At 36.0% G+C, this 12858-nt stretch carries 10 protein-coding genes; 8 read left to right on the forward strand and 2 right to left on the reverse strand.

Annotated features, from left to right (window positions below):
* The 3 genes from AACY61_RS01815 to AACY61_RS01825 all read left to right on the forward strand — a co-directional run.
* Positions 1-1003: GldM family protein (locus AACY61_RS01815; protein WP_339609620.1), on the forward strand; the 1003-nt coding region annotated here is incomplete at its 5' end.
* Positions 1004-1017: 14 nt separating this feature from the next.
* Positions 1018-1908: a gliding motility protein GldN gene (gldN, locus tag AACY61_RS01820; protein ID WP_339609622.1), complete on the forward strand. Its 891-nt coding sequence runs from the start codon at positions 1018-1020 to the stop codon at positions 1906-1908.
* Between the two features lie 66 nt (positions 1909-1974).
* Positions 1975-3012 carry an FAD-dependent oxidoreductase gene (locus tag AACY61_RS01825; protein WP_339609624.1) on the forward strand — a complete coding sequence of 346 codons (1038 nt, stop codon included), beginning with the start codon at positions 1975-1977 and terminating at the stop codon, positions 3010-3012.
* Here AACY61_RS01825 and AACY61_RS01830 read toward each other — a convergent pair.
* Complete coding sequence (locus AACY61_RS01830) at positions 2992-3390, reverse strand: DUF983 domain-containing protein (RefSeq protein ID WP_339609626.1); 399 nt, start codon at positions 3388-3390, stop codon at positions 2992-2994. The genes AACY61_RS01825 and AACY61_RS01830 overlap by 21 nt on opposite strands.
* A 72-nt stretch (positions 3391-3462) precedes the next feature.
* Between AACY61_RS01830 and AACY61_RS01835 the strand changes: the two genes are divergently transcribed.
* From AACY61_RS01835 to AACY61_RS01855, 5 genes are all read left to right on the forward strand, one after another.
* Positions 3463-5370: an ABC-F family ATP-binding cassette domain-containing protein gene (locus AACY61_RS01835; protein WP_339609628.1), complete on the forward strand. Its 1908-nt coding sequence runs from the start codon at positions 3463-3465 to the stop codon at positions 5368-5370.
* Between the two features lie 91 nt (positions 5371-5461).
* Positions 5462-6589, forward strand: coding sequence for an HlyD family efflux transporter periplasmic adaptor subunit (locus AACY61_RS01840; RefSeq protein ID WP_339609630.1), 1128 nt, complete (start codon positions 5462-5464; stop codon positions 6587-6589).
* Positions 6590-6600: 11 nt separating this feature from the next.
* A complete protein-coding gene (locus AACY61_RS01845; protein WP_339609632.1) occupies positions 6601-9795 on the forward strand; it encodes an efflux RND transporter permease subunit in 3195 nt (1064 codons plus the stop codon).
* A 34-nt stretch (positions 9796-9829) separates the two neighbouring features.
* Positions 9830-11101: a TolC family protein gene (locus AACY61_RS01850; protein ID WP_339609634.1), complete on the forward strand. Its 1272-nt coding sequence runs from the start codon at positions 9830-9832 to the stop codon at positions 11099-11101.
* A gap of 2 nt (positions 11102-11103) precedes the next feature.
* Positions 11104-11283 (forward strand): CPXCG motif-containing cysteine-rich protein, encoded by a 180-nt coding sequence (locus AACY61_RS01855; RefSeq protein ID WP_339609636.1) that lies wholly within the window; start codon positions 11104-11106, stop codon positions 11281-11283.
* A gap of 8 nt (positions 11284-11291) precedes the next feature.
* Here the strand turns inward: AACY61_RS01855 and AACY61_RS01860 are convergent, their stop codons facing one another.
* The gene (locus AACY61_RS01860) at positions 11292-12830 is read right to left on the reverse strand and encodes a hypothetical protein (protein ID WP_339609638.1); all 1539 of its coding nucleotides are present in this window, start codon (positions 12828-12830) and stop codon (positions 11292-11294) included.
* Between the last annotated feature and the right edge of the window lie 28 nt (positions 12831-12858).

Genomic DNA, 12858 nt, shown 5'->3' on the forward strand with positions numbered 1-12858 from the left:
TTTTGAAGGCTTTCCTATGATTGCTTCGCTAACAAAATTAACCCAAATTCAAGCTGATGTAAAAACTACCAATAGTGAAATCTTATCAACAATGCTTGAAGGGGAGTTAACAGCGGCAGTAGCGATGACCAATTATGGAACCTTACTTCAATCAAGTCGTTCTGCTTACTTTCAGGGAGACACCTTTGACGGAGCAGTGGTCCTAGGTAGAACTGATGAGACCACAAGACCCAATAGAGTTGAACTTACATTGGATGGAAGATCACTTTCTGAAGATGAATATTCAATCGAAGGAGGAAGGGTTGTTTTAAATGTAAATGCAGGTTCTGCCGGAGAACATAAAATTGGTGGTAAATTAGTTTTTGAAGAAAGTGGAGAAGAAACAGAAGTTCCTGTCGATTTAAGCTTTACAACTATTTCAAAGCCAACAGATGCTGTAATTTCAGCTGATAAGATGAATGTTGTGTATCGTGGTGTTCAAAACCCAATGACAATTTCAATGGCTGGAGTGAGTGATGATAACATTACGGCTAGAGCATCTGGACTAAGACAAGTTTCAGGTAGTAGCTATATGATGGATGTGACTTCAGTTCAAGGAAGAGAAGTGACAATTAATGTAACAGGAACAATTGATGGAGAGAGCTACCCTTCAAGAGCTACCTTCCGAATCAAAGACATCCCACGACCTGTTGGAACTGTTAGAGGTGAAGACGGTTTGATAAAAATGCAACGTAACGCGTTGGAAATTTCAACAATTGGAGCCATGATTCCTGATTTTGATTTTGAAATTGGCTTAAATGTTACAGGATTCAAATTCAATGTGCCCGGTCAACCTACAGTGGTTGTGAATGGAAGTAGATTGAATGAAGCTGCTAAAAACACCTTAAGAAGAGCTGGAAGAGGAGAAACTGTACAAGTCTTTGATATCACTGCAAACCTTGCAGGGGCATCAGGATATCGTTTACAAAAAATATCTCCTGTATTTATTGAGCTTACAAATTAATAATACTAAACTTTATGAATCTGAAATCTTTTTTAATAATCCTGGTTGCTACGCTGATATCCACAAGTAGTTTTGCGCAAACAAATTTGTTAAATGCCAAAACCCCTGAAGATATTAACCAAAAAACCGAAGCTGAAATAGCCTATGATAATGATGAACCATTGTCTTATGGCTACGTTAATAAGCGCGATGTGCTTTGGGCAAAAACCGTTTGGGAAATTATTGATTTGGACGAAAGGATGAACTTTCCACTCTATTATCCAATCGATACCAATAACATTGGCCCTGAACGCAGATCACTTTATGATGTTTTGTTGAAAAACATCAAAAACGGAAGAATCCCAAACATTTACACAGATTCATATTTTACAGAAAAAAGAGAACTGGCAGATATTGAGGCAACTCTTTCAAGAGTTGATACTACCGATGCAGGTATTGCTCAGTTAAATGCCGGTGAAGCACTAGACGCTCAGTACATAGACAGAAGAGACATCACTGCGGCCGATATTGAAGAATACCGCGTTCGAGGTTACTGGTACGTTGATAAGCGATTGGGTGAACTAAAATACCGATTAATTGGTATTGCACCCGTAGCTCCTGATGTGAATTTTATTGATGATGAAAACTCTACGATGGTTGAACTCTTTTGGGTGTTTTTCCCGGAAGCCCGTGAGGTTCTTCATGAAGCCAAAGCCTTCAACAGGTTGAATACGTCTATGCCCATTTCTTTTGATCACATGCTCAACTCAAGACGTTTTAGCGGTGTGATTTATAAAGAAGACAATGAGTATGGTGACCGTGAAGTAAGAGATTACATAAATGATAATGCTTTAATGCAGTTATTAGAATCTGACAGAATTAAAGAGGTAATCAGAAACATAGAAATTGACCTTTGGAATTATTAATTCTTTTAGAGCTATAAACACTTTAAAACTCCCGCATTTTGTCGGGAGTTTTTTTATTTTAGTAAGATGAAAGTTGATTATATCGTTGTTGGCTTAGGCCTTGCCGGAATTGCATTTTGCGAGCAACTGCTTGCCAACAATAAAAGCTTTGTAGTGATTGACAGCGGGCATAATACTTCTTCGACAGTTGCTGGTGGCTTGTATAATCCGGTAATACTAAAGCGATTTACCCCGGCCTGGAATGCTGAAATGCAGCTTAAAACAGCAATTCCCTATTATAAAAAACTAGAACATAATCTGGGAATAAAGCTAGTTTATACTACTCCTGTTTTTAGATTGTTTGCCTCTGTAGAAGAACAAAACCGTTGGTTTGAAGTCTCTGATAAACCCGGCCTGGATCCATTTATTGCAAAGCAGATTCACCGAAATACTAACACACACATCGAAGCGCCGTTTGGCTTTGGTGAAGTATATCAAAGTGGTCGTGTGGATACAAGCTTATTAATAAAAGCATATAAAAATAAAATGATAAAGGAGCATACACTTATTGAGTCTCCTTTTGAGTATGAAGAATTAATCATAAACAAGACCATTGAATACGGGAATATTTCTGCCTCAAAAATTGTTTTTGCCGAGGGATATGGATTAATCAACAACCCTTATTTTAATTTTTTACCCCTAACAGGAAACAAAGGCGAGCTCATAACAATCAAGGCTGAGCAATTAAATCTTGATTCAATTATCAAATCAGGTGTTTTTATCATACCTGACGGTGACAATCAATTCCGTGTGGGAGCAACCTATAACCCTTTTGACAAAACAACAACACCAACAGAAGAAGCACGTACAGAATTACTGAAAAAATTGAACAGATTTTTAAAATGTGATTTTAAAATTGTAAAACATCAAGCAGGAATTCGTCCCACAACAAAAGACAGAAAGCCACTGTTAGGATGCCACCCCGAATTTGAAAATGTATTTGTTTTAAATGGTTTGGGCAGTCGTGGTGTTTTGATTGCTCCCACTGTTGCAGTAAATCTTTATGATTTTATTGAAAAATCAATTCCCCTTGATAAGGAAATTTCAATCGAGCGATTTTTGTGATTTTGAAGCTTTCTCTTTGTCGTAGTGCATAAATAGATTAATCCAAATATTTCGCGAAAGCCTCATGATTACTGGCATTAAAACGACGAGAGTACCCACAATAGCAATAAAGGAAGTCATCAAGCCCCCTCCAAAAAAAACATAAGAAATAATAAACGCTGCTACGGCAAAAGCGACTCCAACAGCATAACTTACATACATGGCACCATAAAAAAAAGAAGGTTCTATCTTGTATTTTGTGTTGCAATGACTGCATCTATTATGCATGTTGAATATTTTTGAAATCTTGTAAGGGTTTGACTCTTCATACATCGATTCATTTTGACAAACAGGGCAAGTTCCTGTAAAAATGCTGTAAGCTTTAGTGCCTTTTAACATAGCAAATTCAATTTTTTTAACAACACAAAATTAAGCATCTTTGCACAATTATTTGTCACAAAGGTTACATTCATGTTGAACGTTTATAATTTATCGGTTGCATTTCAGGGAGAAAATCTGTTTGAAGAAATTTCATTTCAGTTAAAGCCCGGTGACCGCGTGGGTCTAGTTGGTAAAAATGGTGCAGGAAAGTCAACAATGCTAAAAATACTGGCAAAAGAAATGCAGCCGGATACCGGAGAAATTGCTTCAGATAAGAAGATTAAAATTGGTTTTTTAAAGCAGGACATCGATTTTGAAGAGGGCAGAACTGTGCTGGAAGAAGCCTACCAGGCGTTTGAAGAAATCAAATCGACCGAAACTAAAATGGATGAAATAAACCATCAACTTGCCACCAGAACAGATTATGAATCTGAAGGGTATCATGATTTGATGGTGGCTATAAGTGATCTCACCCATCAATTTGAAATTTTAGGAGGTTATAACTATCAAGGGGACACCGAAAAAATTCTTCAGGGATTGGGTTTTAAAAGAGAAGAATTCAACAAAAAAACCGAAGAATTTTCAGGCGGCTGGCGTATGAGAATTGAATTGGCAAAACTTTTACTTCAAAACAATGATATTTTGCTGCTTGATGAGCCTACAAACCATTTGGACATTGAGTCTATCATTTGGCTTGAAAGCTTTTTAAACAACTATACTGGTGCCGTAATGATCGTTTCCCATGATAAAATGTTTCTGGATAATGTGACCAACAGAACAATTGAAATTTCCTTGGGCAGGATTTATGATTACAACAAACCCTATTCAAAATATTTGGTTTTGCGAAAAGAACTGCGTGAACAACAGCTTGCTTCACAAAAAAACCAAGAAAAACAAATTCAGCAAACCGAGCGATTAATCGAAAAATTCAGGGCGAAGGCTTCAAAAGCTTCTATGGCACAATCTCTTATAAAAAAATTAGATAAAGTTGATCGCATTGAAGTAGATGAAGATGATAATGCAGTAATGAATGTGCGTTTTCCAATTTCAGTTCAACCCGGAAAAGTGATTATAGAAGCTCAAAATGTTTCTAAAAACTATGGTGATAATCATGTGCTGGAAAAAGTGAATTTAATAATTGAACGTGGTGTAAAAACGGCTTTTGTTGGACAAAATGGTCAGGGTAAATCAACCTTAGCAAAAATTATTGTAGGTGAAATACCCCATGGTGGTACCGTCAAATTAGGCCATAATGTTCAGATCGGTTATTTCGCACAAAATCAGGCTGATTACCTTGATGGAAATCTGACCGTGCTAGATACTATGATCAACGCAGCCAATGAATCTAATAGAAGTAAAGTAAGGGATATTCTGGGTTCTTTTTTATTCAGGGGAGAAGAAGTTGAAAAGTTTGTTAGAGTACTTTCCGGAGGAGAACGCAATCGCCTTGCTTTGGCAAAATTACTTCTTCAGCCTTTAAATGTCCTCGTAATGGATGAACCAACAAATCACCTGGATATAAAATCTAAAAATGTACTGAAAGAATCTTTGAATAGTTTTGAAGGATCACTTATTCTTGTATCCCATGATCGTGACTTTTTACAAGGGCTCTGTGATAAAGTCTATGAATTTAAAGATAAAAAAATAAAAGAATATCTGGGAGACATTGATTTCTATCTTGAACAGCGAAAAATAAGCTCAATGCGTGAAGCTGAATTGGCTACAGTTGAGAAAAAATCACCCAAAGAAAGCACAAACAAACAGGAATACCGTGATCAAAAAAAGGAAAAGTCTCTAAAAAATAAGTTGAGCAATCTGGAGTCAAACATCCAAAAACTGGAAACAGAAATCAAAAAGATGGATGTTGACCTCGCTTCAGATTATGAAAAACACGCTTCAAATAAAGACTTTTTTAGTGTTTATGAGAAAAAGAAAGCTGAGTTGGAGCACAAATTAACAGAGTGGGAAACTGTTCAGGAATCACTTGAAAACATTTAACAACCATCCCTATTTTAGGAATTATTTAACCTTGTTTACCATTTCAATAGAATAGATTTGTAAACCTCTAACCACTTTAGTTTTCAAATTGATGCGAAGAATTATTTTAATTGCACTGGGAGTGCTTATTTTAGTAGCAGCCTTCTTTTGGGCACGTAGTATTGCCAACGTAGAAAAAAAGATAGAAGAGGCCCCTGAAAAAATATTAAAAACAGTTTTTGTAGACACAGTTCAAAACACAAAAATTCCTATTATTGTTCCTGCCACCGGCACCTTAATGGCTAAAAACAGACTGGAGATTTATGCCGAAGTAGAAGGGCTTTTTTTAAACAGTTCACGTGATTTTAAACCCGGCCAACAATACAATAGAGGAGAATTATTGCTTCAAATCAATTCTTCAGAATATGAGGCTTCAGTGCAGTCTGCAAGGAGCAATCTCTATAATTTGATAACTGCAATGATGCCCGATTTGCGACTGGATTATCCTGAATCTTTTCAGAAGTGGCAACGTTATTTAAGTGATTTTGATATTAAAAAAACAACTCCACCACTACCGGAAGCAAGAAACGAGCAGGAAAAATATTTCATCACCGGCAGAAACATCACCACCACCTATTTTGATATCAAAAACAGAGAAGAACGACTCACGAAATTTAATATCAGGGCACCTTTTGCAGGAATTTTAACCGAAGCTTTGGTAACCAAAGGCAGTTTGATAAGACCCGGACAAAAATTAGGTGAATTTATTAATCCCGAGGTATTTGAAATGGAAGTAGCGGTCCCCAAAAATTTTATAGACTTTCTTGAAACAGGAAAAACAGTTCAGTTATCAAGTATTGATAAAACCAAAGAATATCAAGGCATGATAAGCCGAATCAATGCACGAATTGATCAAAACACACAAACAGTAAAAGTATTTGTAACTGTGAAAGGCGAAAACATTAGAGAAGGCATGTTTCTTGAAGCTCGACTTGAAGCCCGTGAAGAAAACAATGCGTATCAAATTGCTAGAAAACTAATTGTTAATGAGTCACAAATTTACTTTGTTAATGACGATAAATTACAACTCCTCGATGTCGAGCTTGTGTATTCAACAGACAAAGAAGTTGTAGTAAAAGGAATACCAGACAATACGGTTATTTTGCGTGAAGTTTTGCCCGGTGCTTTTGAAGGGCAACCAGTTATTATTAATGATTCATCCAATCAAATCACAAATTAAAAGGACCGGCAATGCGAAAATTAATTGAATACTTTATCAAATACAGTGTTGCGGTAAACGTTGTGATTTTTGCATTCATTATTTTTGGAATTTTTGGAATAAGTAGTTTAAAATCATCCTTTTTCCCCCTTGTTGATTCAGAAATTATCAATATTAACATAGCTTATCCGGCAGCTGCACCTCAGGAAATAGAAGAAGGTATCATCATCAAAATTGAAGACAACTTAAAAGGTCTTGAAGGCATTGAGCGTGTTACTTCAACCGCCCGTGAAAGTGGTGGTTCTATTACTATTGAAACAGAACGAGGCGAAAATATTGACGTGATTCTGGCCGAAGTTAAAAATGCCGTAGACAGAGTTCCTACATTTCCGGCAGATATGGAGCCGCTGGTTGTTTCAAAACAAGTGCCGGTTAGGGAAACAATAAGTTTTGCTGTGAGTGGCGAGAATATTCCCCTGGCAACACTCAAGCAAATTGCAAGGAGCATAGAAAATGATTTGCGGGTAATTCCAGGCATATCACAAATTGAAGTTACCGGTTATCCTGAAGAGGAAATAGAAATTGCAGTTAGAGAAAACGATTTGCTTGCTTACAACCTCACATTTCAGGAAGTAGCACAGGCAGTTAGAGGAGCGAATATTTTTACTACCGGAGGAACGATTAAAACCAATGTAGAAGATTATTTAATAAGAGCAAACAACAGAGGTTATTATGCAGATGAATTAGACAATATCGTTGTGCGTTCTGATGCTTCCGGAACAATAATCAGATTGAAAGATGTGGCATCGGTTAGAGACCGGTTTTCAGAAACCCCTAATGCTACTTTTTTTAACGGAAATCTTTCTGTAAACATTACAATCAGCAACACAAATGATGAAGATTTAATCTCAACAGCGGCCAATGTCAATCAATACATAGAAGAATTTAATCAAAAAAACAACAACATCAGGCTTGATGTAGTAAATGATTCTTCGATATCGCTCAACCAACGTACACAAATATTGGTTGAAAACGGCGCCATGGGTATTTTACTCGTGCTGTTTTTTCTTTCTTTTTTCCTGAACACCAGAGTGGCATTTTGGGTTGCTTTTGGATTACCTATTGCTTTTATGGGAATGTTTATGTTTGCACCCTTTTTTGGAGTAACTATCAATATACTTTCACTTTTTGGAATGATTATAGTTATCGGAATTTTAGTTGATGACGGGATTGTTATTTCTGAAAACATCTATCAGCACTATGAAAAAGGAAAAGGCCCCATAAGAGCTGCCATTGATGGAACCCTTGAAGTAGTACCGCCCATTTTGTCTGCGATTATCACTACAGTCTTGGCGTTTTTAACCTTTCAGTTTCTCGACAGCCGCATCGGAAAATTTTATGCAGAGGTATCTGTAATTGTAATATTGACCTTGATAGTTTCATTAGTTGAAGCATTCATCATTTTGCCTGCCCATATTGCACATTCAAAAGCATTGGTTAGAAAAAAGGAACAGGAAGAATCAAAAAGTAGGATTGACAAATTTTTTGGCAAACTCAGAGTCCTCAATAAGCTGGGAGATCAAAGTATGCGTTTTTTAAGGGATAAATTTTATAGCCCTGTGCTTGCTTTTATTTTGAAAAACAACTTTTTGTCATTGGCTGTTATAGTTGCGGTTTTGATGTTGACTGTCGCCTCAATCATGGGTGGAATCATCAAAGTCACTATTTTCCCTAGTATAGCCAGTGACCGTGTTTCAGTAAATTTATTGATGAGTGAAGGGGTCAATCCGGCAACAACCGATTCCATCATTTCTTATGTTGAAACTAAAGCTTGGGAAGTCAATGAAGAATTTACAAAGAAACAAACAGGGAATTTACAAGTTGTTCAAAACATTATTAAAAGAGTAGGTCCGGGAAATAACAAAGCGTCTTTGAACATCAACTTACTGCCCGGTGAAGACCGTGACTTTTCATCACCGGAAATTACAGCAGCTATCCGCGATGCGGTAGGTCCGGTTTATGGTGTTGAGCAGCTCACTTTTGGCTCGGGAGGTAGTTTTGGAGGCTCTCCGGTTTCTGTTGCTTTTTTGGGTAATAATACAGAAGAGTTAAAAGCGGCTAAAGAAGAATTAAAAGTTCATTTTGAGAATGACCCCAGACTAAAAGATGTAACAGATACAGATCCACAAGGCATTAAAGAAATCAGGGTGGTTTTGAATCAAAGTGCCTATGCTTTAGGCCTTACTTTGAATGATGTTATGCAGCAAATTAGATCCGGATTTTTTGGAGCACAAGCGCAACGCTTTCAAAGAGGACAAGATGAAGTCAGGGTCTGGGTGCGCTATGACCGTGAAGGAAGATCTTCAATCAACGACTTGAATGCGATGCGTATTGTCACTCCAACCGGTGAGCGGGTTCCATTTGGTGAAATTGCATCCTATACAATTGAACGCGGAGATGAATCTATCAGGCATCTGGATGGAAAAAGAGAAATTCAAGTCAACGCCGACCTGGAAAACCCCAATGATAGTGCTACTGAAATCTTATTTGAAATTCAGGAAGGTATCATCCCACAGATACTTTCAAAATACAGTACAGTTTCTGTTTCCTATGAAGGACAAAACAGAGAAGGACAGAAACTAACAAAGTCTGCATCTTCAATTATTCCCATTATTTTATTTTTGATTTATGCAACAATAGCATTTACATTCAGAAGCTACAGTCAACCCTTGTTGTTGTTGTTACTCATCCCGTTTAGTGTAATTGGTGTAGCCTGGGGACACTGGTTTCACGGATTTCCGGTAAATATGTTGAGTGCAATGGGTATTATTGCTCTCATTGGTATTATGGTGAATGATGGACTGGTATTAATTACCAAATTCAATTCATTTTTAAAAGAAGGGTTGGATTTTGACAAAGCACTCTATGAGGCTGGCCGGTCGCGTTTCAGAGCCATCTTTTTAACTTCATTAACAACCATTGCAGGTCTTGCTCCATTATTGCTTGAAAAGAGTAGACAGGCGCAGTTTTTAAAACCTATGGCCATCTCAATTGCTTATGGAATTGGAATTGCAACTGTTTTGACCTTATTTTTATTACCCCTGTTTTTAACAATCAGTAACCAAATTAAAACCGGCACTTTTTGGTTGGCCACCGGAAAGAAAATCAATAAAGAAGATGTTGAACGAGCCATCAAAGAAAAAGAAATTGATGAACAGTATGATTAAATTTTTAATTGCATTCTTTTTAACAGGTGTTTGTATGCAAATACAAGCACAGGAGTTGTTAACAAAGCAGGAGGCCATTCAATTAACGCTTGAAAACAACTTTGGAATTCAAGTTGTAAAAAACGAGGTGTTAGTAGCCAAAAATAATGCCCGGATTTTAAACTCAGGTTATTTGCCGTCGTTGACCGGTTTAGCCGGTGCTCAATACTCTATTGATGATCAAAAAGCAACTTTTCAAGATGGCACTAGCAGCGAAGTTACCGGTGCTGAAACTGACCGTTACAATGCTTCAATCAATTTAAACGTTACTTTGTTTGATGGCTTGGGCAGACATTATAATTATAAAAGCCTCAAGGAACAATACAATTTAAGTGAACTAGAAGCTAGAGAAGGCATAGAGATTACCATACTGCAGTTGTTTTCTGTTTATTTTGAAGTGGCACGCCTCACTGAAAATTTAGGCGTACTTGAAGAAACTCTTGAGAATACTAAAGAACGATTAAAAAGAGCCGAGTATCAGTTTGAATACGGACAAAATACACAACTGGAAGTACTCAATGCTAAAGTTGATATCACTACCGACAGTGTTAGTGTAATGAATGCCAAACAGGCATTAACTAATGCTAAACGCGATTTAAATGTAGTTATAAACAGAGATTTGGAACAGCAATTTCAGATTGATACTATAATTCAATTTTTAAGTCCGCTCGAGATAGAAAATTACATAAATGAAGCCGCTCAAAACAATGTAAGGCTTCTTCAAGCTGAACAAAATGTACTTATAAGTGATTATGTAAGGAAAGCGAGTAAATCAGTGTTTTTACCTTCTCTTGGGTTAACGGGTTCTTATGGTTGGAACGAAGGAAATTTTCCGGCAACCAATTTTTCAGCATCCAATACAACCACAGGTTTTAGTGCCGGACTAAACTTAACCTGGGACTTTTTTGATGGTGGGAGGGGAATTGTCAATACCAAAAACACTAAAATCCAATTGGAAAATAGCCAATTGCTCAAAAATCAATTGCAAGTTGAAGTCAACCGAAATATAGCAAATGCAAAAGGCAATTATGAAAACCGGAAAAAAATTTATGAGTTGCAACAGCAAAACGTAACAACAGCAAACAGCAATTTTGAACGCTCAAATGAACGCTATAAACTGGGGCAAATATCTTCTTTGGAACTTCGACAATCACAGATTAATTTAATTAATGCACAAACCAATAAAAACCTAGCAAAATATGAAGCTAAGCTGGCCGAGTTGGAATTATTGCAGCTCACCGGCAAGCTTCTTGATATAGCTTTTTAAGTATGTATGAACACTTTTTCCAATGTCCTTATTGCTGGGAAGAAATTTCTATGCTGCTTGACACCTCTGTAAAACTACAAACTTATGTTGAAGATTGTGAGGTGTGTTGCAACCCCATAGAAGTTACAGTAGGTTTTTTTGAGGCGGAACTGACTTCATTTGAAGCACAATCAATAGAATAGAGCAGTAATTAAATTTTAAGCATCACCTTTTTTAGCCCGGCTTCAATATTTATCCACAAATAATTAAAAACCGATTTGTCTCTTTTACGTTCAACCTGAGCTTGAACTTCTTTGAAAGCATCATCTTTTGAATCCGTGTTTTTTTTGACAAATACATTTGCAACTGTTGAAAGAAATTTGTTAATCTTTTGTTCATTGTTTAATAAATCCACTTTGAAGTTTTCATAATTAATTCTGAAATCAATAGTAGATTGATGATTGTTTCCGTTGATATTGAAATATGTTTTTAATAGCTCACCTTCAGTTTCCATGTTGAGGTTTGAAACTGTAAAAGCATTCATCTTGGAAGCTTGTAAATTTCCAATTTCACCTTGAATTTGAAATACATCCTTGGTACTTTGAACATCAAAGTTCCAGGAAATAGTTAAAGGGGTTTCCCTCATGAAATTAGTAGAAATATCGATGGTGGTTTTCTTTTCTCCTAGACTGTAGGTGTTGGAAAAATCAACAATTTCAGCATTCAATTCAGAAAACTGAATCACACCGGGAGCTCTTTTAGAATGAATTTTTTCTTCATATACAATGGCAGTATTTTCAATTAAGACTGTGTCAACCGAAAGTAATAATGGAAGTTCGCGCAATGATTTACTATATAAAGGCTTGATAGAAGGATTATCTGTTACCAATTTATCCCTATAAACTTTAAAGTCTGTATTTTTAATAGCTGCTTTTTTCAAACTAAAAAGTATACTGTCTTGGCGTTCTGAAATAGCATATTCCTTTAAATCAATAGTTGAAATAAAAAGATCAAAGTGGTCTCTTTCTTTTTGTATATTTTGAGAAAGCTCATCTCTTGAATACTTGGTTTTTATAGAAAAATTTGAAATAGTAATGTTTTCATTCTGAATCATTAATTCCTCAAATTTGAGAAGATCAAAATCGTTTAATTGATATTTAAGTCCAGAAATTGAGCCCTCAATTGCCTCAAACTCAAAAGGAATTTTTTGTGAAAGTAGCTCGTTGTTTACTTTCAAATTGGAAAGCTTGAATTCCACAATATGAAACTCTAAGGGGTCGTGGTTTTCAGCTGAAACTTTTGAGATGATGCTGTTTTCAATAACAAATTGGTTTACTTCAATCACTCGATTCAGCTGGTGAGGATTTGTGTTTTTACCATTGCTTTCAGTTGATTGTAGTTCAAGATGCATTTCAGATAAGAATACTTGATTGAAATTAATTTTTTTTGAAAAAAGTAATTTTAAATAACTAATTCCTGTAAACGTTGCTTTTTCAAATTCAAAGTTTAATATTTCAATTGAATCAGTTTCTCTTTTGGGCTCTAGACGAAAGTCTTCAATGATTACATATCTTTTAAGTAAATTTACATTAATTTTAAAGTCATTGAGGCTGTAAAGTTCAGTCAGGTTATTTTGAATTGTAGAATTGATTCGTTTTTCGATAATAGGATTAAGAATAAATGACCCTATAATTATAAGTGTCGTAAGAACTAAAACTATAATTCCAGCTGTTAAAAAACTTTTTTTCATCCATTAAATATATTTAAAAAACTCAAGA

It is taken from the genome of uncultured Planktosalinus sp. (assembly GCF_963973675.1).
Lineage (GTDB): Bacteria > Bacteroidota > Bacteroidia > Flavobacteriales > Flavobacteriaceae > Planktosalinus.

Bases quoted from the DNA above. Each gene is read 5' to 3' on its own strand.
- gldN (WP_339609622.1), top strand. From the start codon at position 1,018: ATGAATCTGAAATCTTTTTTAATAATCCTGGTTGCTACGCTGATATCC.
- AACY61_RS01825 (WP_339609624.1), top strand. From the start codon at position 1,975: ATGAAAGTTGATTATATCGTTGTTGGCTTAGGCCTTGCCGGAATTGCA.
- AACY61_RS01830 (WP_339609626.1), bottom strand. From the start codon at position 3,390: ATGTTAAAAGGCACTAAAGCTTACAGCATTTTTACAGGAACTTGCCCT.
- AACY61_RS01835 (WP_339609628.1), top strand. From the start codon at position 3,463: ATGTTGAACGTTTATAATTTATCGGTTGCATTTCAGGGAGAAAATCTG.
- AACY61_RS01840 (WP_339609630.1), top strand. From the start codon at position 5,462: ATGCGAAGAATTATTTTAATTGCACTGGGAGTGCTTATTTTAGTAGCA.
- AACY61_RS01845 (WP_339609632.1), top strand. From the start codon at position 6,601: ATGCGAAAATTAATTGAATACTTTATCAAATACAGTGTTGCGGTAAAC.
- AACY61_RS01850 (WP_339609634.1), top strand. From the start codon at position 9,830: ATGCAAATACAAGCACAGGAGTTGTTAACAAAGCAGGAGGCCATTCAA.
- AACY61_RS01855 (WP_339609636.1), top strand. From the start codon at position 11,104: ATGTATGAACACTTTTTCCAATGTCCTTATTGCTGGGAAGAAATTTCT.
- AACY61_RS01860 (WP_339609638.1), bottom strand. From the start codon at position 12,830: ATGAAAAAAAGTTTTTTAACAGCTGGAATTATAGTTTTAGTTCTTACG.